This window comes from Streptomyces durmitorensis, assembly GCF_023498005.1.
GTDB classification, from domain to species: Bacteria; Actinomycetota; Actinomycetes; order Streptomycetales; family Streptomycetaceae; genus Streptomyces; species Streptomyces durmitorensis.
On record NZ_CP097289.1, the window covers coordinates 1,980,725 to 1,996,390 of the forward strand.

Annotated in this window: 13 protein-coding genes; 3 read left to right on the forward strand and 10 right to left on the reverse strand. The window is 72.1% G+C overall.

What is annotated here, in order from left to right; translation table 11 throughout:
- Window positions 1–14 precede the first annotated feature (14 nt).
- The 4 genes from M4V62_RS09060 to M4V62_RS09075 all read right to left on the reverse strand — a co-directional run bounded on the left by M4V62_RS09060 (window position 15) and on the right by M4V62_RS09075 (window position 4,295).
- Window positions 15–1,367 (reverse strand): M20/M25/M40 family metallo-hydrolase, encoded by a 1,353-nt coding sequence (locus M4V62_RS09060; protein WP_249586724.1) that lies wholly within the window; start codon window positions 1,365–1,367, stop codon window positions 15–17.
- Window positions 1,360–2,193 (reverse strand): M55 family metallopeptidase, encoded by an 834-nt coding sequence (locus tag M4V62_RS09065; protein WP_249586725.1) that lies wholly within the window; start codon window positions 2,191–2,193, stop codon window positions 1,360–1,362. Before M4V62_RS09065 ends, M4V62_RS09060 begins: the two co-directional genes overlap by 8 nt.
- A gap of 80 nt (window positions 2,194–2,273) precedes the next feature.
- Window positions 2,274–2,771 carry a pyridoxamine 5'-phosphate oxidase family protein gene (locus M4V62_RS09070; protein WP_249586726.1) on the reverse strand — a complete coding sequence of 166 codons (498 nt, stop codon included), beginning with the start codon at window positions 2,769–2,771 and terminating at the stop codon, window positions 2,274–2,276.
- A gap of 36 nt (window positions 2,772–2,807) precedes the next feature.
- The gene (locus tag M4V62_RS09075) at window positions 2,808–4,295 is read right to left on the reverse strand and encodes an MFS transporter (protein WP_425575025.1); all 1,488 of its coding nucleotides are present in this window, start codon (window positions 4,293–4,295) and stop codon (window positions 2,808–2,810) included.
- Window positions 4,296–4,439: 144 nt separating this feature from the next.
- On the opposite strand from M4V62_RS09075, the gene M4V62_RS09080 reads away from it, so the two are divergent.
- A complete protein-coding gene (locus M4V62_RS09080; protein WP_249586727.1) occupies window positions 4,440–5,384 on the forward strand; it encodes a LysR family transcriptional regulator in 945 nt (314 codons plus the stop codon).
- Here M4V62_RS09080 and M4V62_RS09085 read toward each other — a convergent pair.
- A complete protein-coding gene (locus M4V62_RS09085) occupies window positions 5,368–6,399 on the reverse strand; it encodes a tellurite resistance/C4-dicarboxylate transporter family protein (RefSeq protein ID WP_249586728.1) in 1,032 nt (343 codons plus the stop codon). The two genes, M4V62_RS09080 and M4V62_RS09085, sit on opposite strands and share 17 nt — an antisense overlap.
- Before the next feature lie 87 nt (window positions 6,400–6,486).
- Window positions 6,487–7,128 (reverse strand): TetR/AcrR family transcriptional regulator, encoded by a 642-nt coding sequence (locus M4V62_RS09090; protein ID WP_249586729.1) that lies wholly within the window; start codon window positions 7,126–7,128, stop codon window positions 6,487–6,489.
- Window positions 7,129–7,195: 67 nt separating this feature from the next.
- On the opposite strand from M4V62_RS09090, the gene M4V62_RS09095 reads away from it, so the two are divergent.
- Window positions 7,196–8,659: an MFS transporter gene (locus M4V62_RS09095; protein ID WP_249586730.1), complete on the forward strand. Its 1,464-nt coding sequence runs from the start codon at window positions 7,196–7,198 to the stop codon at window positions 8,657–8,659.
- A gap of 76 nt (window positions 8,660–8,735) precedes the next feature.
- Window positions 8,736–8,921 carry a hypothetical protein gene (locus M4V62_RS09100; RefSeq protein WP_249586731.1) on the forward strand — a complete coding sequence of 62 codons (186 nt, stop codon included), beginning with the start codon at window positions 8,736–8,738 and terminating at the stop codon, window positions 8,919–8,921.
- Window positions 8,922–9,019: 98 nt separating this feature from the next.
- Here M4V62_RS09100 and M4V62_RS09105 read toward each other — a convergent pair whose 3' ends face one another.
- From M4V62_RS09105 to M4V62_RS09120, 4 genes are all read right to left on the reverse strand, one after another.
- Window positions 9,020–9,532 carry a hypothetical protein gene (locus M4V62_RS09105; RefSeq protein WP_249586732.1) on the reverse strand — a complete coding sequence of 171 codons (513 nt, stop codon included), beginning with the start codon at window positions 9,530–9,532 and terminating at the stop codon, window positions 9,020–9,022.
- Window positions 9,533–9,581: 49 nt separating this feature from the next.
- Window positions 9,582–10,307, reverse strand: a complete 726-nt coding sequence (locus M4V62_RS09110) for a class I SAM-dependent methyltransferase (RefSeq protein WP_249586733.1) — start codon at window positions 10,305–10,307, stop codon at window positions 9,582–9,584.
- A gap of 155 nt (window positions 10,308–10,462) precedes the next feature.
- The gene (locus tag M4V62_RS09115; protein ID WP_249586734.1) at window positions 10,463–12,889 is read right to left on the reverse strand and encodes a SpoIIE family protein phosphatase; all 2,427 of its coding nucleotides are present in this window, start codon (window positions 12,887–12,889) and stop codon (window positions 10,463–10,465) included.
- A gap of 179 nt (window positions 12,890–13,068) precedes the next feature.
- Window positions 13,069–15,489: an MFS transporter gene (locus M4V62_RS09120; protein WP_249586735.1), complete on the reverse strand. Its 2,421-nt coding sequence runs from the start codon at window positions 15,487–15,489 to the stop codon at window positions 13,069–13,071.
- Between the last annotated feature and the right edge of the window lie 177 nt (window positions 15,490–15,666).

The window sequence follows — 15,666 nt, forward strand, 5'->3', positions numbered from 1 at the left end:
ATCGGTTGTGTTCCCTAGGCCGTTCTCAGATAGCGGTCGAGAACGCGGACGCCGAAGTGCAGCGCGTCGACCGGGACGCGTTCGTCGACTCCGTGGAAGAGCGCCTGATAGTCGAAACCCTCCGGTGTCTTCAGCGGCGAGAAGCCGTAGCCGGTGATGCCCAGTCGTGAGAACTGCTTGGCGTCCGTGCCGCCGGACATGCAGTACGGCACGACGTGTCCCTCGGGTGCGAACTCCTCGACGGCCGCGCGCATCTTCGCGTACGTCGACGAGTGGACCGGCGCCTGGAGCGCCACCTCACGGTGGTGGAACTCCCAGTCGACGTCCGCTCCGGTGAGCCGGTCAAGAGTGACGGCGAACTCTTCCTCCCCGCCTGGCAGAAAGCGGCCGTCCACATAGGCGACGGCCTCGCCGGGGATCACGTTCACCTTGTAACCGGCCTGCAGCATCGTCGGGTTGGCGCTGTTGCGTACGGTCGGCGCCACGAGGTCGGCGGCCGGGCCGAGCTTCTCCAGGAGCGCGTCCACGTCGAACCCCGGCGCGTCCAGGTCGGCCTGTTCCCCGTACAGCGCGGCCAGTTCGGTCAGTGCGGCCCGCACCGTTGGCGTGATCCGCACCGGCCAGCGGTGGTCCCCGATGCGCGAGATGGCGGCCGCGAGCTTGCCCACGGCGTTGTCGGGGTTCACCTTCGAGCCGTGGCCCGCCTTGCCGCGCGCGGTCAGCTTCAGCCAGCCGGTGCCGCGCTCCCCCGCGGCGATGGCGTAGAGCTGATTGCCGCGCCCGTCGTGGAAGGTGAAGGCACCGGACTCGCTGATGCCCTCCGTGCATCCCTCGAAGAGCGACGCGTGCTGATCGGCGAGGAACCCGGAACCGTCCTCGGCGCTCGCCTCCTCGTCGGCGGTGAACGCGATCACGATGTCCCGCCGGGGCCGCACTCCCGCGCGCGCCCAGCCGCGCACCACGGAGAGGATCATCGCGTCCATGTTCTTCATGTCGATGGCGCCGCGGCCCCAGACGACGCCGTCGCGGACCTCCCCGGAGAACGGGTCCACGGTCCAGTCGGCGGCCTCGGCCGGCACGACGTCCAAGTGGCCGTGCACGAGCAGCGCGTCGGCCGAGGGGTCCGTGCCCTCGATGCGCGCGACGACGTTCGTACGCCCTGGTGTGCGCTCCAGGAGGGTCGGCTGGAGCCCGGCTTCGGCGAGGCGCTCGGCGGCGTACTCGGCGGCGGGCCGCTCGCGGCAGTCGCCGCCGCCCCGGTTCGTGGTGTCGATGCGGATGAGCTCCGAGGTGAACCGGACCACCTCGTCGAGCGCCTGCCCGTCGACGTGTCCGGCGACCTGATGCCCCGGCTGCTCCTCAGCCATACTGCTCCTCCACTGCCGCCGATGCGATCGTCGTGACCGCCTTGAACGTACGAATGCCCTCGTACATGGTCTCGCTGGTGTAAGCGATCTTCCGCTCGCCGGTGCGTCGCACGCCCGGCACGACGGTGGACGCCATGGACAGGTGCTCGGCGTCGAATTCGAGCTCGACGGTGAACGGGCCGCCCTGGACCGGGTCGTGCCGCACGGCGAGGCTCGCCGCCTCCTTCGCCGCGGCCCGGATGTCGGACGCGGTCCGCCTCGGGGTGCGGCAGACCGCCGCGTACCGCGAGACATGGTCCTTGACGGCGACCTTCAGGGCCCCTGGCGCGTAGCCGAGCGCGTCCTCGCAGGCCAGGTCGTCGCCGGTGACGAGGACGACGGGCACTCCGTACTCGGCGACGACGTGGGAGTTGAGCAGTCCCTCGCTCGCCCGTACGCCGTTGACCCAGACCCCGGTGATCGAGTTGGCGAGGTAGGTGTGGGCGAGGACGCCCTCCATGCCGGCGCCCGCGTGATAGCCGACGAACGCGATGCCGTCCACGTCGTCGTGCTGGACGCCCTCGACCATGGAGAGGGACTTGTGCCGCCCGGTGAGCATCTGGGCCCGCTCGTCGAGGTTCTCCAGGAGGAGGTTGCGCATGGTCCAGTGCGCCTCGTTGACGAGCACCTCGTCGGCGCCCCCGTCGAGGAAGCCGAGCACGGCGGCATTGACGTCCGATGTGAACATCGAACGGCAGCGCTCCCACTGCGGCGTACCGGGCAGCACGTCGGCCGGCCAGGTCACGCCGGTGGCGCCCTCCATGTCGGCGCTGATCAGGATCTTCATGCCGCCTCACGCTACGCGGTCGTCAACTCATGGACCAGGTCCGTCGGCGACCGCGTCGCGTGCCCGCGCGTTCTCGGTGATCAATTCGCCGTGACCGGCGTGGGCTGCCAGATCGTGCTGCGCAGATCCGATCCGCGGACCAGCTGGATCCGCCAGGGGTCGATGCGGATCACGTGGTACTCGGGGTCCTCCGGGCCGCCGCTCCAGTAGTGGACGGGGTCGTAGCCCACGCCCGGCGGCCCGCCTCTCGTGTAGAGGTCCCAGGCGTGGCGTCTGGAGGCCTCGTCGTCGGCCCAGGCGGAGAGGGCGTCGACGTGGACGGTGTTCTGGCGTGGGTTCCAGTAGGAGTAGGTGGTGTGCGGGTTGTCGGCCAGGTGGGCCGTCTTGACGGGGGTCTTGTAGGCGGCGAGCCAGCCGACCGGGCGTCCTTCGACGATCTCCCAGACGGGGAGCAGGACGCGGGCCCGTGGGCGGTTCCTGCGGTCGACGGTGATCATCGTGGCGTACTTGATGTCGCGTACGTACGAGAAGAACGTGTCCTGGAGGTCGGAGAAGTCGCTGACTTTGGTGGTGGGCATGGCGGGGTCTCCTTGCTGGGTCTTTTTCGGGGGCGGTCAGTTCGTCGCGGGGATCTCGGGGGTGCGCTCGTCCGCGGGTGTGCCGGACGCCGTCACCGTGCCCGGCCGCGAGCGGAGCCCGAAGGCGCTGATCAGCGCGGCGAGGAGGGCCGCGGCGAGCGGGACCCACAGGGCGGCGCGGTAGCCGTCGAGCAGCGCGGAGGGTGAACTGGACGTGGTGGCCCAGACGTTGACGGCGGTGACCGTGGAGAGGCCGAGCGCGGCACCGAACTGGAAGGCGGTGTAGAGCAGTCCGCCGGCCAGGCCCTGCTCCTCCTCCTTGACGCCCTCGGTGGCGACGATGGTGAGCGGTCCGTAGGTGAGGGCGAAGCCGAGGCCGAGGATGATCAGGCTGGGGAACATCGCCAGGTACGTCCAGTCGGCGCCGACCGGCAGGAACAGGGCATAGGAGAGCGCGGCGAGGAGTAGACCGCCGAAGATCACCCTGGCGTTGCCGAAGCGCTCGACCAGCTTGGGCGTGACGGTGGGCGACAGGACCGCGTCGATGCCGACGACGATCATCGCGAAGCTGGTCTGGAGCGTGGACCAGTCCCGCAGCTCCTGGAGGTAGAGGACGACGAGGAACTGGAATCCGAAGAAGCCGCCCGCGAAGAAGAGACCCGCGAGGTTGGCGCGGACCAGGGCGCCGCTGCGGAAGATGCCCAGGCGGACGAGCGGCGATGCCGAGCGGCGCTCGGCGGCGACGAAGACGGCGAGGAGGGCGAGCCCCGCGGCGAGGGTGCCGGCCGTGGCGGCGGCGCTGGCGTGGGAGGCGCGCTCGACGCCCAGGACGAGCAGCACGATCGCGGCGGTGACCGTGAAGGCGCCCAACAGGTCGACGCTCTGCCCGGTGCGGTCGGGGCGCGGGGACTTGGGGACGAAGGCGAGCGCGGCGGCCAGGATCAGGGCGGAGAGCACCACGGGCACGAAGAAGACCCAGCGCCAGCCGATCGCGGTGAGCAGACCGCCGACGACCAGGCCGATCGAGAAGCCGCCCGCGGCGGTGCCGGAGTAGAAGAGCAGCGCCTTGTTGCGCCGCGGGCCCTCCTCGAAGCCCGTGGTGATGATGGAGAGGCCCGCGGGGGTCATGAAGGCCGCGGCGACGCCGGTGACGAAGCGGGCGACGATCAGCGTCCAGCCCTCGGTGGCGAAGCCGCCGAGGCCGGAGAAGACCAGGAAGACGGAGAGCCAGAAGACGAACATCTGGCGGCGTCCGAAGAGGTCGGCCGCGCGGCCGCCGAGCAGCATGAAGCCGCCGTATCCGAGGACGTAGGCGCTCATGACCCACTGGAGGGACCCGGTGGACAGGCCCAGGTCGGCGCGGATGGACGGCAGGGCCACGTTGAGCATGGCCACGTCGATGCCTTCGAGGAAGATCGCGCCGCACAGGACGAGCAGGACGCCCCACTCACGGGGCTTGAAGCCGGACGGGGCGGCCGGGGCTGCGCTCGGCGCCCCGGCTGATGACTCTGGCTGCGTACTCACGTCGTTTCTCCGCCAATTCATCGGTGGTGCACGGGATTTCCCGGCTCACTCACCTTCGATCAGGGCGTACGGACGGAACAACGGCGAAGATCGCAACGTTCGTTCAACCAGGCTTACCGATCCGATCCGCCTGGGGGGACGTCGATGGAACGCGATGAACTGGAGTGCTTTCTGCTCCTGGCCGAGGAGCTGCACTTCGGCAGGACGGCCGAGCGCATGCGGCTGTCCCGCGCCCGGGTGAGCCAGCTGATCCAGCGCACCGAACGCCGCGTCGGCGCCCCGCTGTTCATCCGCACCAGCCGCCGCGTCGGCCTCACGGCGCTCGGCCGTCAGCTCCAGGCCGACCTGGAGCCGCACCACCGGGCCATCGACGCCGCCGTCGAGCGGGCCGCGGCCACCGCGCGCGGCATCGACAGCGTGCTGCACGTGGGCTTCGCCAATCCGCTGGCGGGCGAGATCGTGATGCGGGCGACGGAGGCGCTGCGCGTGAGCCATCCGGGGCTCGCGGTGGAGATCTGCGAGGTGCCGCTCGGCGATCCGTACGGGCAGCTGCGCAAGGGCGAGTTCGACGTGCAGCTCACGGGGTTCCCGGTGCGCGAGGAGGACCTGGGCGGCGGGCCCGCGCTGCTCGCGGAGGAGCGGGTCCTCGCGGTCGCGTCGGCGCATCCGCTGTCCGCGCGGGACTCGGTGTCGCTGGAGGACCTGGCGGACGTGCCGCTCCTGACGATCGAGGGCGAGCTGCCCGACTACTGGCTGGAGCACCACGTCCCTTCGCGCACCCCGTCCGGCAGACCGATCGGCCGCGGTCCCGGCGTGACCAACATGCAGGAGGCGCTGATGATGGTCGCGGGCGGCAAGGGAGCGTTCCTCGCTCCCGCGCACACCGGGACGTACTTCACGCGGCCGGGTGTCGCGTACGTCCCCTTCGCCGACGCCGAGCCGGTCGGGTACGGCCTGGTGTGGCGGGCAGGCCACGGCACGGGGGCGATCGAGACCTTCGCGCGGACCGCCCGCGACGTGGCGCGTGACGTGGCGCAGGGGGATCCCCGGAGCGTGGTGCCGGGGGCCGCGGTCACCCGGGCGGGCTGAGTCCGGCGGGGGTCCGGGGCGCGGTGCCCTCGCGCGCCGCACGGAACGCGCCCGCCCCGACCACGGCCCAGACCGCGAGCGCGGGCCAGAACAGCACCTTCCCGCAGGTCCACAGCGCCGGGACGTCGGCGGCCGTGGAGGTGGACAGGGCGGCGACGGCGGTCATGCCGAGGGGGAAGACGGTGGCCCAGCGGCGTACGTCGTGGTGCAGGCGCGGCCACCGCAGTTCGCAGACGACGAGCACCGCGTACCAGGCGAGGGCGAGGCCAAGAGCGACGAGGGTGACGACCCGCAGGGCGTCGTGCGCCGGTGTCGCCCACCGCAGTGGGCCGTGCGGCGCCGCTGCGGCGACCAGCTTCGATCCGGCGAGGGCGGAGATGGCCATGGCTCCGGCGATGATCCAGTGGTCGCCCTGGCCGGTGGCGAGTTGGCGGAAGTCGAAGCGGAGCAGCACCACGGCGTACAGGACGAGGCCGATGGCGAAGAGGGCGAGGGCGGGCCACATCAGCCATGTCTGCCGGTCGGCGGTGGCCACCGTGGCGGCGAGGACGACGATGGCCTGGGTGGCCACGCACACCAGATAGGCGGCGCCCGGCACCCTGCTCTGCCAGTGGCGGACGACGTGGGACATCAGCAACGGCCAGAGCAGCACGCTGAGGCAGAGCAGTGCCACCGACACGGGCTGGTGTCCGAGCAGGGAGATGCGGGTGCCCAGGACCGCCGTCGCGGCGACGGCGGTCAGTGCGGGCGGGGTGTCGATCTCGTGGCGCCAGCGGTCCCGTTCGGTCAGCAGGTGCCTGACGAAGACGGTGGCGAGGAAGAGCCAGACCACCAGTGCGACGCCGAGCAGGACCAGCGACGCCCACTCCACGCCGAGCAGGTACAGCCCGACGGAGAGCACGGCGGTGGCCATGACCACGGCGCCCGACGCGGGCGGCAGACCGTCGGCCCAGTCCGTCAAGGCCGTCGAGGCCGCCCGGCGGGGGCTCCGGCGGGCGGCTGCGTCGTTCGGCACGGGGCGACTCCCTGGGCGTACGAGGACGTACGAAGGTGTACGAGCCCCCCGCCCGTGATCCTGACACGGCCGTCAGGACCCGGCACGTCAGTCGGAGTGGCGCCGCTGGTAGTGCCCGCGCCAGCGGGGCGTCGCGGCGCCGCCCATCACCGTCATCACGACGTCATGGGCGAGGGAGTCGCTCACGGGGGCGTGGCCGAAGAGCACCCGGTGGTAGGTGGTGGCGGCGAGCACGTCCAAGAGCAGGTCGATGTCCGCGTCGGGGCGGATGTCGCCGCGTTCGATGCCGCGGCGCAGGGCCGCCTCGGTGGTGGCCCTTCTGGGGTGGAAGATCGTGTCGGCGAAGGTGCGGTCGAGCTCCGGGTCGTCGGCGAGGTCGGCCACCAGGGCGGGCAGGGTGCGGCGGCCGAGATTGCCGCCGAAGGCGCGGCCGATGGTCTCGATGCCCTCGATCAGGTCGCAGTGCGTGCAGCCGGTGTCCGGGGTGGGGGCGGTGCCCATGGTCTCGGCGAGCGCCGCGACGACGAGACGCTGCCGGGACGCCCAGCGGCGGCGGATGGCGGGTTTGGTCGTGCCCGCGCGGCGCGCCACCGCCTCCATCGTCAGGTGTGCGTAGCCGGACTCCTCCAGGAGCTCCGCCGTCGCGGTCAGGATGGCCCCGTCGAGCCGGGTGTCGCGGGGCCGTCCCGCGGGACGTTCGGTGCGGCCGACGGAGTCGAGGGTTGCCATGGGAGGCAGTATAGGTAGCATGTGATTTCGTTCCGTTCCGGATCGAAATACAAATGAGGGGGCGACCTTGCCTGAGCAGGAATCACCTACCGACCGGGCACTCACCACGCCCGAGCCCGTGTGTGCCGCCGGGGACGAGAGCGTGCGTGCCGCCGGGGACGAGAGCGTGCTTCGTGCGCCCTACACGGCGCTGACCTGGGGCATCGTCCTCTCGGTCGGCCTGGTGGCCTTCGAGTCGATGGGCGTGGCCACCGTGCTGCCGGAGATCGCGGGGAAGCTCGGCGGCCTGGGCGCCTACGGCTGGGGCCTGTCCGCGCTGATGCTGGCGAACCTGATCGGCACGGTCGCCGCCGGGCGGGCCGCCGATCTCCGGGGCCCCGCGCGGCCGTTGGCCCTCGGACTCGCCGTCTTCGCCGTCGGCTGCGCGGTGGCCGGGTCCGCACCGAACTGGCCCGCCTTCCTGGCCGGGCGCTTCCTCCAGGGCCTCGGCGTCGGTGCCGTCATGGCGCTGGCGTACATGGTCATCTCCCTGGCGTATCCACAGCGGTTGAGGGCGCGGATGTTCGCGCTCGTCTCGGGTGCCTGGACCGTCCCCTCCCTCGTCGGGCCGACGGTCGCCGCCGTGATCGCCGAACAGATCTCCTGGCGCGGCGTGTTCGTGCTCCTCCTGCCGCTGATCGCCGTGGCCGCAGCCCTGGTCCTGCCGCGCCTGCGCCACCTGGGCAGCGGCGGCGCGGGGCGCGTCGAGGACGGCCGGTGGTGGGCGACTCCGGTGGCCCGCAGCATCCTGCTCGCCGCGGGCACCGGCGTGCTCCTGGCCGGACTCCAGCTGCACGAACCGGCGTTGCTCGTCCCCCTGGCCCTCGTCGGCGCCGCCGCGGGGATCTACGCGCTGCGCTCGGTGACACCTCCCGGCACGCTCACCGTGCGGCCCGGGGTGCCGACCGGCGTGGTGCTGCGGTTCCTGCTCTGCGGGGCCTACTTCGGCAGCGAGGCGTTCCTGCCGCTCGGCCTGGTGAAACTGCGCGACCTCAGCGCCACGGAGGCGGGGCTCGGGCTCTCGGCGGGGGCGATCACCTGGGTGCTCGGGGCGGCCTGGCAGGGCAGGGAGGACGCGCGCTGGGGCGGGCGTTCCCGTGCCGTGCCGATCGCGGCGGGCTTCGCCGTGCTCCTCGTGGGGATCGTGGTGATGGCGCTCGGCATCCTCGTCGACACCCTGCCCGCACTGACCGCCGTGGCCGGCTGGGCGATCGGCGGCGCGGGCATGGGCGTGGCCTTCAACGCCGCGACCACGGACGCCATGGAGCAGGCACCGGCCGACCGGCAGGGCGAGGCGAGCGGCGCGATGCAGCTGGCCCAGACCCTGGCGGTCGCGGTGCTCAGCGGCCTGGGCGGCGCGGCGGTCTCCCTCGCCGATGTGCACGGGGCGTCGACATCCGTCGCCCTGACGGCCACGTTCGCGCTGACGGGCGCGCTGGCGGCCGCGGGGGTGGTCGCGGCGCGGCGGATCAGGCCGCCGAAGGTGCCCTGAGGCAGGTGACCCTGACTCTCCGTCACATCCCGGCGGGACGCGCGGCCTTCACCGGGCCCGCGTCCCGCACGGCGCGATGCAGCTGGCCCAGACCCTGGCGGTCGCGGTGCTCAGCGGCCTGGGCGGCGCGGCGGTCTCCCTCGCCGATGTGCACGGGGCGTCGACATCCGTCGCCCTGACGGCAACGTTCGCGCTGACGGGCGCGCTGGCGGCCGCGGGGGTGGTCGCGGCGCGGCGGATCAGGCCGCCGAAGGTGCCCTGAGGCAGGCGGCCCTGACTCTCCGTCACATCTCGGCGGGACGCGCGGCCTTCACCGGGCCCGCGTCCTGCGCGCCGCGTCCCGCACGCCGCGAGCCGCGCTCACAGCTTGAACACCACTCCCCGCCACACCCACCCCGCGCCAAGGACCGCTTCCCGCAGGGGTTCCTTCATCTCCGCGGGGTCAAAACTGAACGTCTCCTTCTTGTGCAGCTTGCCGTCGGCCCCGCGCTCGTACGTCCACTGCCGGGTCTTCATGGTCACCTGCCCGCGCGAGTACTCGCGCGACTGCGCGAGCCGGGGAGTGTCCCCGACCCACGAGACCTGCCACTGCTCGTCGACGGTGCGCACCTCGTGGCTGTCCGGCACCAGCCGCATCCGGGTCTTGATGGTCCGGTCCAGCTGGGTGCGGACGAAGAACGTGTGCCAGGCGGGCTCCAGGATCCGCCACTCCGCCACGAGGTCGGCGTTCTCGGCCGGGGTGGCGCGCCGCACGCGATACGGCACGTCCGGCCCGTCGAGCCCGAGCAGCGCGGCCCGGACCTCATCGGCCGAACGCGGGGTGACACCGCTGGTGGGGTGCCTGGTGCCGGTCAGTTTGTCGAAGAGACCCATCGGGTCAACCTATGGACGGTTGACGCGAACCTGCAAATGCCTGCCGACGTCACTCCGCCCGCCCCACCACCAGCCACTTCGACGGCAGCTCGATCCGCGTGCCGTCCGCGGTGAACTCCGTCGTGGTGAGCGGCAGTTCACCCTTCGCGAGCACCGTGAGGCCCGCCGCCGCGACGTACTCCGGCACCGCGGTGTCCTCGACCTCGCCCGGCGCGATGCCGTGCGAGAACACCGGAGCCAGCTTCGGCGGCGGGCCATCGGGGCTCTGGGCGAGGCCCTTCAGGATCGTCCCCGCGGCCTCGGCGAGCTCGACGACGAACGCTCTGCCGCGCTCGCCGAGCAGCGCCGCGATGCCGTCGACCAGCGGCTGGCGGTCGGCGGGCTCGCACTGGTGGAGCACCCCGCGCATATAGACGTTCACGTCGCCGAGTTCCGCGTGCAGCTGCTCGGCCTCGGCCTTCTCCACGGCGTCGACCTGACGGAACTCGACCTGTCCCGCCGGGTCGGCGCGCCGCGCGTGGTCGAGGGCGGCGGCGGACAGGTCGGCGCCGATGACGCGCGGGTAGCGGTCGGCGAGGAAGCGGCTCTGGGTGCCGTTGCCGCAGCCGAGGTCCACGACGGGCAGTCCCGCGGCCGCCATGTGCGGTTCGAAGAGGGCGAGATGGATGCCGACGGTGAGCGCGGGTTCGGCGTCCCAGAAGACGGCCCCCGGTTCCTCGGGGGCATCCCGCCAGAACCCCTCCCAGGCCTCCTTGTACCGACTCGTGACGCTCATGCCCTGCTCCCCAGGATGCGACGACGACCGCCGAAGCCGACGGCAAGATCGGTCTACCGCGCCTGGGGTGCGCGGACAAGTGACCGGCGCAATCATTCGCCGCGCCTTCCCCGTGTTCTCACCGAGCGCACGCCCCTGGGGTGCGCTGAGGGCTCTCACCTACGCGGCGGCACCAGCTCGAACCACACAGTCTTGCCGGAGGCCGTACGGCTGGTGCCCCACTCCTTGGCGAGCACGCTCACGAGCCGCAGTCCGCGCCCGAACTCGTCGCCGGGGCCCGCGCTCAGGAGCGTGGGCAGGGTGTGGTCGTCGTCCTCGACCTCGCAGATCAGCGTGGCGCCCGCGCGGACCAGGCGGAGTCCGACGCCGCGGCCGTGCGAGTGGCGTACGGCGTTCGTGACGAGCTCGCCGACCAGGAGCTCGGCGGTCTCGGACAGGGCGGCACGGGACCAGATGCGCAGCTGGGCGCGGACCAGTTCGCGCGCCCTGCTCACCTCGCTCGGGTCGAGCGCGAGCCGCCACGCCGCGACGTCCTCGTCCGCGATGCCGTTCAGGCGCGCCATCAGGAGGGCGACGTCGTCCTTGCGTCCGCCGCGGGTGTTGAGCGCCCGGATGATCGTGTCGCAGGCGTCGTCCATGGAGGCCGCGGGGTGGGCCGCGGACTCGGTGAGCGTGGCCAGGCCGACACCGATGTCCTCGCCGCGCACCTCGACGAGGCCGTCGGTGCACATCAGGAGCCGGTCGCCGGGCGCCACGCGCACCGTGACCGCCTCGAAGGGCACGCCTCCGACGCCGATGGGCGCTCCCGTCGGCAGGTCGAGGAGTTCGCTGCGGCCGTCGTCGGCGCGGACCAGGACGGGCGGGATGTGTCCCGCGTTGGCAAGGTGCAGCTCGCTCGCGATGGGGTCGTAGACCGCGTACAGACAGGTCGCGAGATAGTGCTCGCCGAGCCGCTGTGCCAGGTCGTCGAGGTTGCGCAGGAGCTGGGCGGGCGGCAGGTCGAGAGCGGCCATGGTCTGCACGGCCGTGCGCAGCTGGCCCATCATCGCCGCCGAGTTGAGGCCGTGCCCCATCACGTCGCCGACGACGAGCGCGGTGCGCGATCCGGGCAGCTTCACGGAGTCGAACCAGTCGCCGCCGACGCGGCCGAGGAGCGTGCCCGGCAGATAGCGCGTGGCGATGTCGCAGCCCGTCATGCGCGGCTCGATGTGCGGCAGCATGCTGTCCTGGAGGGTGTCGGCGACACTCTCCTGGTACGTGTACATGCGGGCGTTGTCGAGCACGAGGCCCGCGCGGGCGGCGAGTTCGGCGCCGGTGACGCGGTCCATGTCGTTGAAGACGGGCCTCTCCCGGTGGCGCAGCAGGATCATGAATCCGAGCACCACGTTGCGGGCCTTCAGCGGTACGACGAGCATCGAGCGGTGGTTGATGAGCGGCCGGATGTCGCGCTTCTCGAACTGCGAGGCGATCGCGTTGCCCATCTGCTCGGTGATGCGCGGCACGAGGACCGGATCGCCGGAGGTCATGCACTGGAAGAACGGCGTGTGCGACGGGAACGGCATGGACTCGCCGACGGGCACGACGTCGTCCCAGCGGCCGGGCTCGTCCGTGTGCTCCACGGCGACCCGGTGCCACAGGGTCGTCTCGTCCGGCGGCCCCTCGGGGAAGCCCTCGCCCGCGACGACCTGTTCGCGCAGGTACGTGCCCGCGACGTCCGTGAACCGCGGCACGACGGCCCGGCTGACCTCGATGATCGTCCGCGAGAGGTCGAGCGAGGTGCCGATGCGCCCGCTGACCTCGTTCAGGAACTCCAGGCGCTCGCGCACCGCCACGTACTCGAGATCCTCGGGCTCGTCCGGTGTGCCGGGCTCCGGCGCGATGCCCTCCGCGGCGGCCCGCTGCGTGCGCAGCCGGCGCGCCTTGCGCTCGGCGCGGCGCGGCACGCCCCAGTCCGGGGTGACGGGCACCCGGTCGTGCTTGCTGAACTCCAGGACGGGATAGCCCAGTTCGAGGACCTGCGCCACGATGCGGGAGCTCTCGCCCACGCTCATGCTGGGCAGGATCTCGGGCAGCCCGCGCGCCAGTTCCTCCCCTCCGGGGAAGTCCGTGTGCAAGGCGAAGGCCGGTGCTATCCGCTCCACCTGCCCCGGCTCGTGGCCTTCGTCGTCGGCGAGCCGGTCGGCGTCGGCGGCGAGCACGAGGAGCCGCTCGGGTCCGGGGCCGACGAGCGGATACGCCCACCACAGGACGTCCACGCGGTCCTGCTCGCCGCCGGGCACGGAGAGTCGCGCGCGCCCGGCGGCGGGGTACGAGATGCGTCCGTCGAGGGAGGTTCCCAGGTCGGGGCCCAGGCCGTCGTACTCGGAGTAGTTCGCGCGTTCCTCCGGGATCGCGCCGGCCACCGGAAGCAGGTCGACCGCCGGGCTTCCGACGGCTTCCTCCCTGGAGTAGCCGAACAGCCTCCGTGCGCCGGTGCTCCAGTGCGAGACGAGACCCGCGCCGTCGACGACCACCACGGCGAGTGGGATCCGGCCGGCCATGGCAGGCTGCGCCACCGGCCCGTCCGGGGTGCCGTATTCCATGGCCTCGCTCCTTCCGGCGGCACCGCGAAGGCCTGCGCCGCCCCAACCACCGTACGACCGGCACAGGTTGCCGTGCGGTGCAATACGGGAATTGGGACGTGCGGGGGCGCCTCCGGCGGGTATTTTCCGCCGGTCCGTCGGACGGGCCCGGACAGAACCGGTGGTCGTGCGGACGAGACCTAGTCCTCGTGCCCCAGCTGGAGATCGCGCTCCGTGCGTCCGCCGCCCGCGACCTGGAGCACGGTGGCCACCGGCGGATAGCCCGCGGCGATGACCGTGTACTCGCCGGACGACAGATCGATGAACCGGAAGGTGCCGTCCTGACGGGTCGTGAGGGTGTCCACGACGTTGCCCGCGGCGTCGAGCAGCGTCACGCGCGCGTCCTCGACGGGGCGCCCGCCGCCGGCCCGCACGGTCCCGCGCAGGACGGCGCCGCCCGCGAGCTCGACGTCCTGGCGGGTCTCGCGCGATGCCTGCACGCTGACGGGCAGCGCGGCCGGGCGGAAGGCGGGCGCGCTGGCGGCGAGGGTGTACTCGCCGGCGACCAGCTCCGTGATGACGTAGCCGCCTTCGCGCCCGCTGCGGGTGGTGGCGACGACCTCTCCGCGTACGTCGGTGAGGGTCACCGCGGCGTCCCTGACCGGGGTCCCGTCGGCGGTGACCACGCTGCCCGCCAGGCGCCCGGCGCCGCCGAGCACCACGTCGAGCTCCACGGGGCGCTCCCCGACGGTGACGGTGACCGCCTGCGGCTGGTGGCCGCCCGCGGCCGCGATCAGGACGAACGATCCCGAGCCCGGCGTGGAGAGCGCGTACCGCCCGTCGTCGCCGCTCGCGCCGCGGCCGATCTGCTGCCCCGCGACGTCGATGAGGGTCAGGGCGGCGCGGGGCACCACGGTGCCGTCCGGGTGCTGCACGGTGCCGCAGACGGGCACCCCGGCGGCGTACGAGGTACGGGCCTGGGGAATGGGCGTGGGCGCGGCCGTGGGGGCGTCCTGGGACGCGGCGCTGGACAACAGGGGGGTCTCCTTGAGGAAGAAGGTGATGAGCATGCCGAGGGCGAGCACCGGCACCAGGTAGAGGAAGATGCGGGGCATCGCGTCGGCGTAGGCCTGGATGTAGCCGTCGCGCAGCGGGGCGGGCATCGCGTGGACGAGTTGCGGGGTGATGGCCTCGGGGTCGGGGAGGCCGGCCCCGGCCGGGATGCGCTCGGCGAGCGAGTCCGCGAGCCGGTCGGCGAAGAGGGTCCCGAAGATCGCGGCGCCGACGCTGCCGCCGATCTGCCGGAAGTAGTTGTTGGCGCTGGTGGCCGTGCCGAGGTCGGCGGGGCGTACCACGTTCTGCACGGCGAGGATGAGCACGGGCATGACGAGGCCGACGCCCGCGCCGAGCACGGCCATCCAGATGCTGTAGTGCAGCCGGGGCGTGTCGGCCTCGAGCCGGGAGAGCAGCCACATGCCGATGACGGACAGGATGCCGCCGACGACCGGATAGGCCTTGTAGCGCCCGGTGTGGCTGATGAGCTGTCCGGAGAGGATCGAGGCCCCGACGATGCCGCCCATCATCGGCAGCATGAGAAGGCCGGACTCGGTGGCGCTCGCGCCGTCGACCATCTGAAGGAAGGTCGGCAGATAACTGACGGCTCCGAAGAGGGCGATGCCGACGACCACGCCCACGAGACCGGTGATGTTGAAGACCGAGTCGCGGAACAGGCGCAGCGGGATGATCGGTTCTGCGGCGAAGTGCTCGGCGACGACGAAGAGGACGACCGAGGCGACGGCCCCTGCTCCGAGCCCCAGGATGACGCGCGAGCCCCACGCGTGCTCGGTGCCGCCCCAACTGGTCAGGAGCACAAGGCAGGTGGAGGCCGACGCGAGCAACAGCGCGCCCAGCACGTCGAGTCGGGCCTTGGCGGTGGGCTTGGGCAGCTTGAGGCCGAAGCTGACGACGGCGAAGGTGACGAGCCCGAAGGGCACGTTGAAGTAGAAGCACCAGCGCCAGGTGACGTGGTCGGTGAAGAACCCGCCGAGCAGCGGCCCTGCGACCGATGCGAGGCCGAACGCGGCGCCGATGAGGCCCATGTAGCGCCCGCGCTCCCGGGGCGGCACGATGTCCGCGATGATCGCCTGTACGCCGATCATGAGGCCGCCCGCGCCGATGCCCTGGATGGCACGGAAGGCGATGAGCTGATCCATCGTCCGCGACCAACCGGCAAGCGCGGAGCCGATGATGAAGATGAGAATCGCGAACTGGAAGACGCCCTTGCGCCCGAAGAGATCCCCGAGCTTGCCGTAGATGGGCAGCCCGATCGTGGACGTCAGCAGGTAGGCGGTGATCGCCCAGGACATCTTGTCGAGGCCGTGCAGCTCACCGACGATCTTCGGGAGCGCGGTGGCGACGATCATCTGCTCGAGCGCGGCGAGCAGCAGGGCGAGCATGAGCCCGACGAAGACCATCCGGACGCGGGCGGGGCTGAGCCCCGCCGTCGCCGACACGTGCTCCTGGGGTGGTGGCGCCTCCTGGGCGTCCGGGGGCGCCGGGGCCACCACGGCACCCTCGGCCCCCTCCCGCTCGGCGCCCTTCACCAGCGTCGTCCCGCCCACGTCCTGCTCCCCTCGTCGCGCCTGCGCCGCACATTTCTCGCATTACGCGACAACTGCGAGCAAGCGCGACGAGTCGCACCTACATGGTGTCCGGCACACGTATGCGCCGGTGGGAGCCCTACGCCGTACAACTGGCCCGAACTGAAAACCACTCGAAACGGTGAGCGTGACAACAAC

Bases quoted from the DNA above. Each gene is read 5' to 3' on its own strand.
- M4V62_RS09105 (WP_249586732.1), bottom strand. From the start codon at position 9,532: ATGGGTCTCTTCGACAAACTGACCGGCACCAGGCACCCCACCAGCGGT.
- M4V62_RS09065 (WP_249586725.1), bottom strand. From the start codon at position 2,193: ATGAAGATCCTGATCAGCGCCGACATGGAGGGCGCCACCGGCGTGACC.
- M4V62_RS09100 (WP_249586731.1), top strand. From the start codon at position 8,736: ATGCAGCTGGCCCAGACCCTGGCGGTCGCGGTGCTCAGCGGCCTGGGC.
- M4V62_RS09110 (WP_249586733.1), bottom strand. From the start codon at position 10,307: ATGAGCGTCACGAGTCGGTACAAGGAGGCCTGGGAGGGGTTCTGGCGG.
- M4V62_RS09080 (WP_249586727.1), top strand. From the start codon at position 4,440: ATGGAACGCGATGAACTGGAGTGCTTTCTGCTCCTGGCCGAGGAGCTG.
- M4V62_RS09090 (WP_249586729.1), bottom strand. From the start codon at position 7,128: ATGGCAACCCTCGACTCCGTCGGCCGCACCGAACGTCCCGCGGGACGG.
- M4V62_RS09060 (WP_249586724.1), bottom strand. From the start codon at position 1,367: ATGGCTGAGGAGCAGCCGGGGCATCAGGTCGCCGGACACGTCGACGGG.
- M4V62_RS09115 (WP_249586734.1), bottom strand. From the start codon at position 12,889: ATGGAATACGGCACCCCGGACGGGCCGGTGGCGCAGCCTGCCATGGCC.
- M4V62_RS09070 (WP_249586726.1), bottom strand. From the start codon at position 2,771: ATGCCCACCACCAAAGTCAGCGACTTCTCCGACCTCCAGGACACGTTC.